The organism is Sphingopyxis sp. H050, assembly GCF_001468265.1.
Taxonomy (GTDB): domain Bacteria; phylum Pseudomonadota; class Alphaproteobacteria; order Sphingomonadales; family Sphingomonadaceae; genus Sphingopyxis.
Map to the genome: position 1 here is coordinate 632,267 of NZ_LNRZ01000001.1, position 13,508 is coordinate 645,774.

General features: G+C 66.5%; 13 protein-coding genes. 9 read left to right on the forward strand and 4 right to left on the reverse strand.

The genetic code is table 11. The annotated features are described in order from the left end of the window. Window positions 1-5: 5 nt before the first annotated feature. Complete coding sequence (locus ATE67_RS02775) at window positions 6-425, reverse strand: hypothetical protein (protein WP_197411870.1); 420 nt, start codon at window positions 423-425, stop codon at window positions 6-8. Here ATE67_RS02775 and ATE67_RS02780 point away from each other — a divergent pair. Further along, a complete protein-coding gene (locus ATE67_RS02780; protein ID WP_058815132.1) occupies window positions 424-1,581 on the forward strand; it encodes a serine hydrolase domain-containing protein in 1,158 nt (385 codons plus the stop codon). The genes ATE67_RS02775 and ATE67_RS02780 overlap by 2 nt on opposite strands. 167 nt (window positions 1,582-1,748) lie before the next feature. Here ATE67_RS02780 and ATE67_RS02785 read toward each other — a convergent pair whose 3' ends face one another. Then, window positions 1,749-2,570 carry a PhzF family phenazine biosynthesis protein gene (locus ATE67_RS02785; RefSeq protein ID WP_058815133.1) on the reverse strand — a complete coding sequence of 274 codons (822 nt, stop codon included), beginning with the start codon at window positions 2,568-2,570 and terminating at the stop codon, window positions 1,749-1,751. Then, window positions 2,567-3,142 carry a pyridoxamine 5'-phosphate oxidase gene (gene pdxH / locus ATE67_RS02790; RefSeq protein WP_058815244.1) on the reverse strand — a complete coding sequence of 192 codons (576 nt, stop codon included), beginning with the start codon at window positions 3,140-3,142 and terminating at the stop codon, window positions 2,567-2,569. The genes ATE67_RS02785 and pdxH overlap by 4 nt, the downstream gene beginning before the upstream one ends. Window positions 3,143-3,269: 127 nt before the next feature. Here pdxH and ATE67_RS02795 point away from each other — a divergent pair, with 127 nt between their 5' ends. From ATE67_RS02795 to ATE67_RS02825, 7 genes are all read left to right on the forward strand, one after another. Then, complete coding sequence (locus ATE67_RS02795; protein WP_058815134.1) at window positions 3,270-4,205, forward strand: DnaJ C-terminal domain-containing protein; 936 nt, start codon at window positions 3,270-3,272, stop codon at window positions 4,203-4,205. A 3-nt stretch (window positions 4,206-4,208) separates the two neighbouring features. After that, a complete protein-coding gene (locus ATE67_RS02800) occupies window positions 4,209-5,291 on the forward strand; it encodes a YihY/virulence factor BrkB family protein (RefSeq protein WP_082660163.1) in 1,083 nt (360 codons plus the stop codon). Next, window positions 5,288-6,115, forward strand: a complete 828-nt coding sequence (gene fabI / locus ATE67_RS02805) for an enoyl-ACP reductase FabI (RefSeq protein ID WP_058815135.1) — start codon at window positions 5,288-5,290, stop codon at window positions 6,113-6,115. The genes ATE67_RS02800 and fabI overlap by 4 nt, the downstream gene beginning before the upstream one ends. Before the next feature lie 138 nt (window positions 6,116-6,253). After that, window positions 6,254-6,682, forward strand: a complete 429-nt coding sequence (locus tag ATE67_RS02810; protein WP_231728019.1) for an endonuclease domain-containing protein — start codon at window positions 6,254-6,256, stop codon at window positions 6,680-6,682. Then, window positions 6,679-7,755, forward strand: a complete 1,077-nt coding sequence (gene aroC / locus ATE67_RS02815; protein ID WP_058815136.1) for a chorismate synthase — start codon at window positions 6,679-6,681, stop codon at window positions 7,753-7,755. The genes ATE67_RS02810 and aroC overlap by 4 nt, the downstream gene beginning before the upstream one ends. 10 nt (window positions 7,756-7,765) lie before the next feature. Beyond that, the gene (locus tag ATE67_RS02820; RefSeq protein ID WP_058815247.1) at window positions 7,766-9,547 is read left to right on the forward strand and encodes an SLC13 family permease; all 1,782 of its coding nucleotides are present in this window, start codon (window positions 7,766-7,768) and stop codon (window positions 9,545-9,547) included. A 113-nt stretch (window positions 9,548-9,660) separates the two neighbouring features. After that, window positions 9,661-11,001, forward strand: coding sequence for a dicarboxylate/amino acid:cation symporter (locus tag ATE67_RS02825; protein WP_058815137.1), 1,341 nt, complete (start codon window positions 9,661-9,663; stop codon window positions 10,999-11,001). Window positions 11,002-11,087: 86 nt separating this feature from the next. Here the strand turns inward: ATE67_RS02825 and ATE67_RS02830 are convergent, their stop codons facing one another. Then, the gene (locus ATE67_RS02830; RefSeq protein ID WP_058815138.1) at window positions 11,088-11,936 is read right to left on the reverse strand and encodes a hypothetical protein; all 849 of its coding nucleotides are present in this window, start codon (window positions 11,934-11,936) and stop codon (window positions 11,088-11,090) included. A gap of 172 nt (window positions 11,937-12,108) precedes the next feature. Here ATE67_RS02830 and ATE67_RS02835 point away from each other — a divergent pair, with 172 nt between their 5' ends. Then, window positions 12,109-13,500: a cytochrome P450 gene (locus ATE67_RS02835; RefSeq protein WP_058815139.1), complete on the forward strand. Its 1,392-nt coding sequence runs from the start codon at window positions 12,109-12,111 to the stop codon at window positions 13,498-13,500. The last annotated feature ends 8 nt before the right edge of the window (window positions 13,501-13,508 follow it).

Consider the following 13,508-nt stretch of genomic DNA (forward strand, 5'->3'; position numbering starts at 1 on the left):
CTAGGCTAGGGATTGATCAGGCAGCCGCTCGCGCCCGCGTAGCGCGCGCTGCGCGACGCAAGCAGCGGCACGCTGCCGGTGACGGTCTTCGTCGCCGGATCCTCGCTCAGCGACACCATCTCCATCCCGGGCTCGAAATCGGTCTGACAGCTTTCCAGGCTGCGCCCCTGCACATAGCGGCACGAACAGCCGACGCGCGCGGCATAGGCCGATCCGAGCTCGGCCTGCGCCTTGAACGAGGGGAATTGCCAGATCAGGAAGATCAGGAACAGCACCCCGCACCCGATCGCCCACGGCAGGCACCCGCCGCGCTTGCCGTCGCGCTTTCGCCCGCGCAGGTGCGGCGGCACTTCGGGCGGCGGCGCCGACGGCTGATGGTCGGCCGTTGCCGGATCGGTCGGGTTGGTGTTAGTCACCCCGGCCATGATCACGAAAAAAGCCATGCTGGCAAGTGCCGCGCTCGTGATGCTGGGGGGCTGGTCGCTGACGCAGGCGGCGGGGCAGGGCAGCATCGCGCCCGCGTCGCCTTCGCCCAAATTCGGCGCCTCGCTCGACGATGTGCCGGCCGCCGAGGCGTCGCAAGCGCTGCCCGCGCTCGACCCCGCGATCAGGGCGAAGGCCGATGCGCTGTTCGACGACGACAGCCAGGTCGGCGAGACGCGCGCCCTCTATGTGCTGCGCGACGGCGAGCCGATCTACGAACGCTATGGCGAGGGCTTCGGCCCCGATTCGAAGCTGATCAGCTGGTCGATGGCGAAGAGCATCACCGCGGTGCTCACCGGCTTCCTCGTCGCCGACGGCCAATTGTCGCTCGACGGCCCGGCGCCCGTCGCGGCGTGGGAGCGCAGCGGCGACCCGCGCGGCGCGATCGCGCTCCGCGACCTGCTCCACATGGCCTCGGGTCTCGAGCATGTCGAAGTCGGCGATCCGGTGTGGAAGGGCGACACGGTCACGATGCTGTTCGGCGAGGGCGCGCAGGACATGGGCGGCTTTGCCGAGGCCAAGCCCGCGGCGGCGCAGCCGGGCGAGGTGTTCAACTACAGCTCGGCGACCAGCGTCATCCTGTCCGACATCATCGCCGACACGCTGACCCCGTCGCAAAACCCCGAGGCGCGGCGCGAGGCGATGCGCGAGTTCATCCACGGGCGGCTGATGGAACCGCTCGGCATCACCAGCCTGACGCCGGAATTCGATGCCAAGGGGACGATGATCGGCGGATCGATCATGCATGCGACGGCGCGCGACTATGCGAAGTTCGGCGAGTTTTTGCGCAACCGCGGCGTTGCCGGCGGCCAGCGCCTGCTGCCCGAAACCTGGATGCGCTTCATGCTGACCCCCTCGGCGAACGATCCGGGCTATGGCGGTCACATCTGGCTCAACCGCCGCCGCCCGCCCGGCGCCGACGAGGCTTTATGGCCCGACCGCGGCCCCAACGACCTGTTCGCCTGCATCGGCCATCAGGGCCAATATATCATCGTCTCGCCCTCGCAGCGCGTGACGGTGGTCCGGCTGGGAATCACGACCGACGACGAATTTCCCGCGCTGCGGCGACATCTGGCGGATTTGATCGCGGCGCTGTGATTGGCGTGAGGACCGCAATGGATGTCGGTATGCGACCGGTAGTTGCCGTCGCCCCCGCGAAGGCGGGGGCCGCTGGAGTCGTTGCGCAAGGCCGACTACGGCCCCCGCCTTCGCGGGGGCGACGGACTATTTAACGTCCCCTCCCCACCCCAAAGCAGTCCATCCCCCTACAGCAAAAACTCGCCCACCAGCGTCGTCACGCAGCGACCCGTCAACTCGACCTGATCCCCCACCAGCTTGCACCCGACATAACCGCCGCGCGCGCTCGCCTGATAGGCGGCGAAATGATCGCGGCCGAGGCGCGTCGTCCAATAGGGCGTCAGCGCGCAATGCGCCGATCCGGTCACCGGGTCCTCGTCGATTCCGGCGCCCGGCACGAAAACGCGGCTGACGACGTCGGCGCCCGAGGGGTCGCCCGCGCCCGGCGCGGTCGCGATATAGGCGACGTCGCCGCCGGCCTTCAGCGCCGCGAAATCGGGCGACAGCGCGCGGACTTCCTCGGCGCTGTGATAGGCGATCACCGCATAGCCGCCGTCGTTCCACAGCGACTCGACCGGCTCGCCGCCGATCACGCGCAGCGCGTCGGGCATTGCCTTCGCCGTGACGCGATAGGCGGGGAGGAGCATCCGATATTCATCGTCCTCGCCGCCGCGCATCACCTGCAGGATGCCGGCCTTGCGCGTCCGAAAGCGCATTTCGTTGCGCCAGGCGGCGTGCGACAGCAGCACATGCCCGCTCGCCAGCGTCGCATGGCCGCAGAGCGCGACCTCGACCGTAGGGGTGAACCAGCGCAGTTCGTAATCGGCCTCGCCGCTCTCGTCGGGGACCAGGAAGGCGGTCTCGGAGAGATTATTCTCCGCCGCGATCGCCTGCAGCATCGCGTCGCTCATCCATTCCTCCAGCGGCATGACCGCGGCGGGATTGCCGGCGAAGGGGCGGTCGGCGAAGGCGTCGACGCGGGTGATCGGCAGCGAGCGGAGCGCACTCATGGATAAAGCAGTCCTTTCGTCCAGCGTTCGCCGTCGCGCACATAGAGGGTACGTTCGTGCAGCCGATGTTCGCGGTCCTGCCAGAACTCGATGCGTTCGGGCGCGACGCGCCAGCCCGACCAGCGCGGCGGCCGCGGCACATCCTGCCCCTCGAAGCGCGCCTGCATCTCGGCGAACCGCGCCTCGAAGGTTTCGCGGCTACCCAGCGGGCGCGACTGGTCGCTGGCCCAGGCGCCAAGCTGGCTGTCGCGGCCGCGCGTCGCGAAATAGGCGTCGGCGGTCGCGTCGTCGACCGGCGTCACCGGCCCCTCGATGCGGATCTGGCGGCGCAGCGACTTCCAGTGGAAAAGCAGCGCAACCTGCGGGTTCGCGGCCAGCTCGCCGCCCTTGCGGCTGTCGAGATTGGTATAGAAGACGAAGCCGTCGGGGCCATGTCCCTTGAGCAGCACCATGCGCAGCGAGGGGCGTCCGCCCGGCGTGCTCGTCGCCAGCGCCATCGCGTTGGCGTCGTTGGGTTCGCTCGCGCGCGCTTCGGTGAACCAGCTGTCGAACAGCGCGAAGGGATCGTCGATCATCCCTGCCTCATAGTGCGGCGCGCCGTGCGGGTCGAGACGGGAACTTGACCGCATCCGCCGCTGTTCCCACATCGCGGGTCGATGAGGCCTTTCCGGCCACTCACTTATTGGGCTAAGGAGCGAAATGGCCGATCCCTATTCCACCCTTGGCGTGTCGAAGTCCGCGACCGAAGCGGAGATCAAGTCCGCGTACCGCAAGCTCGCCAAGGAGCTGCATCCCGACAAGAACAAGGACAATCCAAAGGCGTCGGAGAAATTTTCCGACGTGACCAAGGCCTACGACCTTCTGTCCGACAAGACCAAGCGCGCGCAATTCGACCGCGGCGAAATCGACGGCGACGGCAACCCGGCCATGCCCTTCGGCTATGGCGGCGGGGGCGGGGGCTTTCGCGGCGACCCGCGCGGCCAGCCCGGCGGCTTTGGCGGGTTCGGCGGCGACGGCGCCGATTTCGGCGACATTTTCGAGGGGCTGTTCGGCGGGCGCGGCGGGGGCGGCGGGCCGTTCGGCGGCTTCGGCGGACGCGGCAACGGGCCGCCGGCGAAGGGCGCGAACGTCGCCTATCGTCTGTCGGTCTCGTTCATCGACGCCGCGACGCAGGCGATGCAGCGCATCACGCTGGCCGACGGCAAGACCATCGACGTCAAGCTGCCCGCCGGGGTCGAGACCGGCACGCAGATGCGCATCGCCGGCAAGGGGCAGCCGGGGCCGGGCGGCAATGGCGACGCCATCGTCACGATCACGGTCAAGGATCACCCTTTCTACGAGCGCGACGGCGACAATATCCGCCTCGATCTGCCGGTGACGCTGAACGAGGCGGTCAAGGGCGCGAAGATCAAGGTGCCGACCGTCGACGGCCCGGTGATGCTCTCGATCCCCGCCGGCTCGACCTCGGGCAAGGTCATGCGGCTGAAAGGCAAGGGTTTCAGCCGCAAGAGCGGCGGCCGCGGCGACCAGCTGGTGCGGCTGATGGTCGATCTGCCCGCCGGCGACGCGGCGCTTGAAAAATTCGTCGGCGAATGGAGCGATCGCCGTGCGGTGCGCGCGGACCTTGGTGTCTGATGCGTGGCTGAACCGACCGACAAGGCGGCGGTCGCCGCGATCGAGCGCGAGGTCGCCGAAGAGGTTGCCCAGAAGTTCGTCGCAGAGGGCCATTCGCCGCACTCCCCCGAAGCGCGCGCCGAGCGTGCGAAACGCGTCAAGCTGCGGACCCGGGCGCAGGGCATCATCGACCGCGGACGCGAGACGCTCGGCCCCGGCACGCGCGCGTTCAGGATCCTGCGCCGCGTCGTCGTCGGCACCTACACCGACGGCTTCATCCATGCGGGAAACCTGGCTTATCTCGCGCTGATCGCGCTCTTTCCCTTCTTCATCCTGCTCGCCGCGGCGCTGTCGATCTTCGGCGGCAGCGTCGGCGGCGAAGCGGCGGTCGAGGCGGTCTTTTCGACGATGCCGCCGACGGTGGCCCAGGCGCTGTCGGGCCCGATCCGCGAGGTCATGACGGCGCGCACGGGCATCTTCCTGTGGCTGGGCGCGCTCGTCGCGCTGTGGACCGTGGGCAGCCTGATCGAAACCGTGCGCGACATATTGCGCCGCGCCTATGGCACGCACTTCTCGAAGGGTTTTTTCCACTACCGCCTGCTCTCGATCGGGATCATCACCGGCGCGGTGGTGCTGATGCTCCTGTCGTTCAGCATGCAGGTGCTGATCGTCGGGATCGAACAATTCGTCACCCGCGTCCTGCCCGAGCAATTCCAGGCATGGGGCATCGTCCTGATCTCGCGCGGCGTGTCGGGCCTCGGCCTGTTCCTTGCCATCTACATGCTGTTCTACAGCCTGACCCCATCGAAATACCGGCGGCGGCAGTTCCCCAAATGGCCGGGCGCGCTGTTCACGACCTTGTGGTGGATCGCGGTGACGCTGGCGCTGCCGCCGCTGCTCGCCAGCCTGCTCAGCTATGACGCGACCTATGGCAGCCTGGCGGGCGTCATGGTCGCGCTGTTCTTTTTCTACCTCGTCGGATTGGGTATGGTCGTCGGCGCCGAACTCAACGCGGCGCTGGTGGAGGTTGAGGATTTGGGACACGACGCTATTGGGCGCGTGGACGATGTGGTGATTGAAGACAAAAAGGCCGGAGACGAAGAATGACGGGGCTGATGAAGGGCAAACGCGGGCTGATCATGGGGCTGGCGAACGACAAGTCGCTCGCCTGGGGCATCGCAAAGGCGCTGCACGCGCACGGCGCCGAGCTGGCGATCAGCTATCAGGGCGATGTCATGCTCAAGCGCGTGAAACCGCTCGCCGACGAGCTCGGCTGCGATTTCCTGATCGACTGCGACGTGTCCGACATGGACAATCTCGATGCCGCGTTCGGGGCGCTCGCGGCGCGCTGGCCGACGATCGACTTCGTCGTCCATGCGATCGGCTATACGAACAAGGAGGCGCTGCGCGGCCATTATGCCGACGTGAGCCTCGACGATTTCCTGATGACGATGAACATCAGCGTCTACAGCTTCACCGCGGTCGCGCAGCGCGCGTCGAAGATGATGACGCCCTATGATCCCGAGACGGGCAAGGGCGGCGGTTCGCTGCTGACGCTCAGCTATTATGGCGCCGAAAAGGTAATCCCGCACTATAACGTCATGGGTGTCGCCAAGTCGGCGCTCGAAACCAGCGTCAAATATCTCGCCAACGACTATGGTCCACAGGGGGTGCGCGTGAACGCGATCTCGGCCGGGCCGATCAAGACGCTCGCGGCGTCGGGGATCGGCGATTTTCGCCTGATCCTCAAATGGAACGAGCACAACGCCCCGCTGCGCCGCAACGTCACGATCGACGATGTCGGCGGCTCGGCGCTCTATCTGCTCAGCGACCTGTCGAGCGGCGTCACCGGCGAAACGCACCATGTCGACGCGGGCTATCACACCGTCGGCATGAAACAGGAAGACGCGCCGGATATTTCGCTGGTTTGATCGAACAAACCCTCACCCTCCCACCCGGCGATGCCGGGCGGGCCCCTCCCTCTCCCCCAAGGGGAGAGGGTTCAAGCCAGCCCTCTCCCCTTGGGGGAGAGGGAGGGGCCCATCGCGCAGCGATGGGAGGGTGAGGGTGTGAGTAAGAGCCGCTTCACCTCCGACGATGGCACGATCGACCGCGCCCGCCGCCTGCGCCGCGACGCCACCCCAGCCGAAAAGAAGCTCTGGTCGGCTCTCCGCGCGGGCAATCTTGGCGGCCATAAATTCCGCCGCCAGCAACGTATCGGCCAATTCATCGCCGACTTTACCTGTCAATCGGCGCGACTGGTGATAGAGGTCGATGGGGATAGCCACGCGCTCCAAATCGACTATGACGCGCGGCGAACGGAATTTCTGGCGCGAGAGGGATATCGGGTGCTGCGGTTCACGAATGCTGACGTGATGGGCAATCTGGATGGCGTTTGCCGTGCGATCGAGCTCGCGCTGGCTGGCAGGGCCTCACCCTCCCATCCGGCTGCGCCGGATGGACCTCTCCCTCTCCCCCGCGGGGAGAGGGGCATATGAGTTTCAACAGCTTCGGACGCGTTCTTCGCTTCACGACGTGGGGGGAAAGCCACGGCCCCGCGCTCGGCGCCGTCGTCGATGGCTGTCCGCCGCGCCTGTCGCTGTCCGAAGCCGACATCCAGCCTTTCTTGGACAAGCGCCGTCCCGGCCAGTCGCGCCACACGACGCAGCGGCAGGAGCCCGATCAGGTGCGTATCCTGTCGGGGGTGTTCGAGGGCAAGACGACGGGCACGCCGATCAGTCTGATGATCGAGAATGTCGACCAAAGGTCGAAGGATTATGGTGAGATCGCGCAGGCCTATCGCCCCGGCCACGCCGATTATGCCTATGACGCCAAATATGGCATCCGCGACTATCGCGGCGGCGGCCGGTCGAGCGCGCGCGAAACCGCGGCGCGCGTCGCGGCGGGCGGCGTCGCGCGGTTGATCATCCCCGAGGTGCAGATTCATGCGTGGGTGGCGGAGATCGGCGGCGACGCCATCGATCCTGCGAACTTCGACCTCGAAGAAATTGATCGCAATCCCTTTTTCTGTCCCGACCCCGCCGCGGCGCAGCGCTGGGAAGGGCTGATGGACGCCGCGCGCAAGGCGGGTTCGTCGCTCGGCGCGGTGATCGAATGCGCCGCGAGCGGCGTGCCCGCCGGCTGGGGGGCGCCGATCTACGCCAAGCTCGACAGCGACCTCGCCGCCGCGATGATGGGGATCAATGCGGTGAAGGGCGTCGAGATCGGCGCGGGCTTCCACGCGGCGCGGCTTCGCGGTGAGGAAAATGCCGATCCGATGCGCCCCGCGACGGACGGCAGCAACCGCCCCGATTTCCTCTCGAACAATGCGGGCGGCATCGCGGGCGGCATCTCGACCGGCCAGCCGGTCGTCGTCCGCGTCGCGTTCAAGCCGACCAGCTCGATCCTGACGCCCGTGCCGACGATCAACAACGCGGGCGAGGCCGCCGACATCGTCACCAAGGGCCGCCACGATCCCTGCGTCGGCATCCGCGGCGCGCCGGTGGTCGAGGCGATGATGGCGCTGGTCCTCGCCGATCACAAATTGCTCCACAGGGCGCAGAACGGCTGAGGCCGGCGTGATCGAGACCGTCCGGGCTTTTATCGACGCGCATCAGGCTGCCCTGTCGCTGGTCATTCTCGCCGCGATGTTCGTCGGCTTCCTGATGGAACGCTTGCCCGCGACCGTCATCGCGATCCTCGGCGCTTGCACCTATCTTGCGCTCGGCATCCTCGATGCCGACGGCATGTATTCGGTTTTCTCCAACTCGGCACCGATCGTCATCGGCGCGATGTTCGTACTGTCGGGCGCGCTGATCCGCACCGGGGTTATCCAGCGCGTCGCCGATGCGATCATGAAGCGCGCGGAGAAGCATCCGCGCCTTGCTATCGTCGAAGTGCTTGTCGGCGCGCTCTTCGCCTCGGCCTTCCTCAACAACACGCCGGTTGTCGTGGTGTTGATCCCGATCATGATGAAGCTCGCCGAGGTCACCGGGGTCAGCGCCAAGAAGCTGCTGATGCCGCTGTCGATCGTCGCGGTGCTCGGCGGTACGCTGACCCTGATCGGCACTTCGACCAACCTCGTCGTCGATGGCATCGTGCGGCAGGCGGGAATGGAACGCTTCGGCATTTTCGAGATCACGCCGATCGGTCTGGTGACCGCTGCGTCGGGGATGGTCGGGCTCGCGCTGATGTGGTGGCTGCTGCCCTCGGACAAGCCGGTCAAGGGGCCGGCCGGCACCCATGACGCGCATCAATATCTGACCGAGCTGATCCTCGGCGACGACGACGATCTGGTCGGAATGACCATCGAGGCGTTCCGCGACCTCCCGCGTTCGGGCCGCATCGTCGGGGTGCGGCGCGGGTCTGCGGTAATTCACGGCGGCAACCTCGACCATTGGACGCTTGCCGCGGGGGACCGCGTGATTCTGCGTATCGATGGTGCGACGCTGATGACGTGGCGCGAACAGGGGCGTTTCGGGCTCGGCATCGGCAGCGGCGAGCCTGCGGAAGGCGATATGGTCGTCGAAACGATGATCGCGTCGAACCATCCCGCGATCGGACAGCGGCTTATCGATATTCCCTTTCTGCAAAAGATCCGCGCGCGCATCATCGGCCTCGACCGTCCGGCGCATGAGCCCGGGCCGGACCTTGCCAGCGTGCGCATCCGTCCCGCCGACCGCCTGCTCGTTGCGGGCGGGCCGCGCGAGGTCGAGGCGCTGCGCGACAATCCGCACCTGATCGGCGCAGATCTTGCCAAGGTGCGCGCCTTTCGCCGGGGCAAGGCATGGATCGCGGTGCTTTGCATGCTGTCGGTAGTGACGCTCGCCGCCTTCGACATCATGTCGATCGGCGTCGCCGCGATCATCGCGATCGGGGTCATCCTCGTCACGCGCTGCATCGACAGCGAGGAAGCATGGGGAACGATCGACGGCGACGTGCTGATCCTGATTTTCGCGATGCTCGCTGTCGGGTTGGCGCTTGAACAGAGCGGCGCGGTCGCGATGATGGTCGGCTGGGTCGAACCGTCGCTCTTGGGCCAGCCGGCGTGGGTATTGATCTTCGGCATCTATTTCTTCGCGCTGATCCTCTCCGAACTGCTCAGCAACAATGCGGTCGCGGCGCTGATGACGCCGGTGACGCTCGCGATCGCCTCCGAACTCGGCGTCGATCCGCGCCCGCTGGTGATCGCGCTGATGATCGGCGCTTCCGCCTGCTTCGCGACGCCGATCGGCTATCAGACGAACACCATCGTCTATGCCGCGGGCGATTATCGCTTCGTCGATTTCGTCAGGATCGGCGTTCCGCTCAATATCATCACCGGGGTTTCGACCTGTCTGGCGATCACCGCCTTCATGACCTGATCGGTTGAGCGCGCCGCCCTTGACGCTGCGCGCAGCGCCCGCTCAAAGGGACGCCATAAAACCGGGCCGCGACCGCGCCCCGAAGCACGAAGATTTTTTAGGGGGACGGCCGTATGGACCGTAAGCTTACCTGGTATATTCTCGCCGGCATGACGCTGGGCGTGATCGTCGGCTATGCCGTGCATGTCGGCATTCCGGCGAGCGACCCGTGGTTCGAGCATCTGTCGAAGACGTTCAAGCTGCTCTCGGACATCTTCCTAAACCTCATCAAGCTGCTCGTCGCGCCGCTGGTGCTCTCGACGATCGTCGTCGGGATCGCGCATATGGGCGACAGCTCGGCGCTCGGACGCATCGGCACACGCGCGATCATCTGGTTCATCACCGCCAGCTTCGTGTCGATCGCGCTCGGCCTCCTGATGGTGAATCTCTTCACGCCGGGCGTCGGCGCGCCGATCCCCGACGCCGCCGAGGCGGCAAAGCTGGTGGGCGAGGTCAAAAAGCTCGACGCGTGGGAGTTCACCCTGTCGATCTTCCCCAAGAACGCGCTCGAGGCGCTGGCGACGAACAATATCCTCCAGATCCTCGTCTTCTCGGTCTTCGCCGGGGTCGCGCTGTCGGCGATAGGCGAAAAGGGCGCGCCGCTGGTGCGCGGCGCCGATGCGCTTGCCGAAATGATGCTCCAGATCACCGGCTATGTGATGCGCTTTGCGCCCTTCGCGGTGTTCGGCGCGATTGCCAATGTCGTCGCCAAGAGCGGGCTCGGCATTCTCGCGACCTATTTCGAGCTGCTGATCGAATTCTACGCCTCGCTGGTTCTGCTCTGGATCATCCTGCTGACGGCCGGCTGGGTTTTCCTGCGCCAGCGCATCTGGATGCTCATCCGCTATATTCGCGAGCCGCTGCTGATCGCCTTTTCGACCGCCTCGTCCGAAGCCGCGCTGCCCAAGATGTTCGAACAGCTCGACCGCTTCGGCGTGCCGCGGCGCATTTCGGGCTTCATGCTGCCGCTGGGCTACAGCTTCAATCTCGACGGTTCGATGATGTATATGAGCTTCGCGACGATCTTCATCGCGCAGGCCTATGGCATCGACCTGTCGATCGCCACCCAGGTGCTGATCCTGCTGACGCTGATGATCAGTTCAAAGGGTATCGCCGCCGTGCCGCGCGCCAGCCTGGTCGTCATCACCGGCACGCTCGCGCAGTTCGGCCTGCCGGTCGAGGGCGTGGCGATCATCCTGGCGATCGATCAGTTCCTCGACATGGGCCGCACGGCGACCAATGTCGTCGGCAATGCGGTGGCGACCAGCGTCATCACCAAATGGGAGGGCATGCTGGAAGTGCCCGACCCGGCGACGACCGAGCGTCCGCATGCGCCCAGCCATACGCCGCACCATGGAACGCGCGGCCTCGATCTTCGCGACGAGGATGGGGACGGCAAGCCGGCGGCCGGCTGACGCGCGAACCAAGCGTCCCGGTCGCCCCTTATGGGGCGGACGAGGGGCTGGACCATGGCTGAGCAGACCGCCGCAGCGGCGGCGACTTAGTCCGGGCGCTCGTGCGCCGACTGCTCGGTTCGTCGGCCGGTCGGTCGCTCGGCGCGGGGCGGCGGCGTGTAGCTGCTCGGCGGGGCGGCCTGCGGGCGCGGCGCGGGGCGAACGCCTGACGGGTCGCCTGCGCTGCCGCGCGGCGGCCTTCCGGCGCCATCGGGGCGTCCGCCGGGGGGACGGCCATAATTGCCATCGCCGCGCGGCGGGCGGCCCTGGCCCACGCCGGGGCGATCGGGGCGGCCGGGATTGCCCGTCACCGGCGGCCCGCCCGTGTTGCCGCCATTGCCCCAGCCGGGGCGCGTGCCGTTCTGGCCGTCGCCGCGATCGGGGCGGCCACCCCAGCCGCCCGGACGTCCGGGGCGGCCATCGCCGTCGCCGCGACCCGGCTGGCCGGTCCAGCCGCCGGGGCGGCCCGGACGACCGTCGCCGTCGCCGCGACCCGGGCGGTTCCAGTTGCCGTCACCGCGCCCGCCATGATGCTTCCACCACGCGCGGCGACCGCCCCAATAGTTGAGGTACGAGCCGCGCAGCGGGTAGCGGTTGTTATAGCTGTCGAAGAGCCACAGGCCGTAGCCGGGGTAGTAATAATTGTCGTACCAGCCGCCGCCGAAGCCGATCTGCGCGAACCCGCTGCCATAATCGGACCCGTCGTAGCAGTCATAGCCATAGCCGTCGTCATAGGCATAGCCGTCATAATCATAATAATTGGCGCCATAGCGGGTGGTGCAGTCGCCGCCGGCGTAGCTCGATCCGTACACATCGCCATAATAGCAGCCGCCGAGCATCGTCGTCGCAACGGCGCCGAGGGCGATGGCGAGGGGACGCTGGAAACTCTGGGGCATGGTTTTTTCCTTCAGGGTCCACATGGATGAGACCCGTCATCCGGCCAGCAAGTTGCACGAGTCGAGTTGAATTTGCGGTGAATGGAGTCCCGCGGCGGGAAAGGCCTTACTTGCATGGATGTCAGTAGTGAGATAGCCTGCGCGATATGCGCAACGATAGAAAAGATCCCCGATGAACGCCCCCGCGAAAATCAATTGGTCCGAACGCCGCTTCGGCCCCGACACCGCCCACTGGCTGCCGCGCAATCCCGACGCCGCGCTCGACCATATTCCGGGCGAAGACGGGATGCCGGTGATCGGCAACACGCTCGAACAGTTGCGCGACTATCCATCCTTCACGCGCCGCATGGTCGCCAAATATGGCCGCGTCTATCGCAACAACAGCTTCGGCGGGCGCAGCGTCGCGCTGCACGGGCCCGAAGCGAACGAGCTGGTGATGTTCGACCGCGAGAAAATCTTCTCGTCCGAACAGGGCTGGGGACCGGTGCTCAACCTGCTGTTCCCACGCGGCCTGATGCTGATGGATTTCGAAAAGCACCGCGCCGACCGCAAGGTGCTGTCGGTCGCGTTCAAGCCCGAACCGATGCGGCACTATGCCGAATCGCTGAACGAGGGCATCCGGGACCGCATCGCCGCGTGGAGCGGCAAGACCTTCAAATTCTATCCCGCGATCAAGGAGCTGACGCTCGACCTTGCCGCGACCAGCTTCCTCGGCATTCCGTGGGGGCCCGAGGCCGACAAGGTCAACAAGGCCTTCGTCGACATGGTGCAGGCGTCGATCGGTGTCGTGCGCCGTCCGCTGCCCTTCACCGCGATGGGCCGCGGCGCCAAGGGGCGCGCGTACCTCGTCGACTATTTCGGCAAGATGGTGCCGGAGCGGCGCGAAGGCGCGGGCGAGGACATTTTCAGCCAGATCTGCCGCGCCAAGGATGATGACGGCGAATATCTAAGCACCGGCGCGATCGTCGATCATATGAACTTCCTGATGATGGCGGCGCACGACACGATCACCAGCTCGATCACGACGATGGTCTATCAGCTCGCCAAACATCCCGAATGGCAGGACCGGCTGCGCGAGGAGATGCTGAGCGTCGCGCCCGCGGGCGAGGGCGTCGGGCACAACGGCCTCGGCGAGCTGGAAATGACCGAATGGGCGTTCAAGGAATCGCTCCGCCTCGTGCCGCCGGTGCCGAGTTTTCCGCGCCGTGCGCTCAAGGATTTCGAGTTCGGCGGCTATCGCATCCCCGCGGGCACCAGCGTCGGCGTCAGTCCGGCCTTCACGCATATGATGGAAGAGCACTGGCCCGAACCTGAAAAGTTCGACCCGATGCGCTTTGCGCCGGAGGCGACGCGCGAGCGGCACAAATATGCCTGGGTGCCCTTCGGCGGCGGCGCGCATATGTGCCTCGGCCTGCATTTTGCTTACATGCAGGCAAAAATCTTTTTCCACCATGTCGTGACCACTCATCGGATCGTCGTTGAGGATGGCTATGCGCCCGAGTGGCAGATGCTGCCGATCCCGCGGCCGAAGGACGGGCTGACGGTGAGGTTCGAGCCGCTCTGAGCTTGCCG

Bases quoted from the DNA above. Each gene is read 5' to 3' on its own strand.
- ATE67_RS02780 (WP_058815132.1), top strand. From the start codon at position 424: ATGATCACGAAAAAAGCCATGCTGGCAAGTGCCGCGCTCGTGATGCTG.
- ATE67_RS02775 (WP_197411870.1), bottom strand. From the start codon at position 425: ATGGCCGGGGTGACTAACACCAACCCGACCGATCCGGCAACGGCCGAC.
- ATE67_RS02785 (WP_058815133.1), bottom strand. From the start codon at position 2,570: ATGAGTGCGCTCCGCTCGCTGCCGATCACCCGCGTCGACGCCTTCGCC.
- ATE67_RS02795 (WP_058815134.1), top strand. From the start codon at position 3,270: ATGGCCGATCCCTATTCCACCCTTGGCGTGTCGAAGTCCGCGACCGAA.
- fabI (WP_058815135.1), top strand. From the start codon at position 5,288: ATGACGGGGCTGATGAAGGGCAAACGCGGGCTGATCATGGGGCTGGCG.
- aroC (WP_058815136.1), top strand. From the start codon at position 6,679: ATGAGTTTCAACAGCTTCGGACGCGTTCTTCGCTTCACGACGTGGGGG.
- ATE67_RS02825 (WP_058815137.1), top strand. From the start codon at position 9,661: ATGGACCGTAAGCTTACCTGGTATATTCTCGCCGGCATGACGCTGGGC.
- ATE67_RS02830 (WP_058815138.1), bottom strand. From the start codon at position 11,936: ATGCCCCAGAGTTTCCAGCGTCCCCTCGCCATCGCCCTCGGCGCCGTT.
- ATE67_RS02835 (WP_058815139.1), top strand. From the start codon at position 12,109: ATGAACGCCCCCGCGAAAATCAATTGGTCCGAACGCCGCTTCGGCCCC.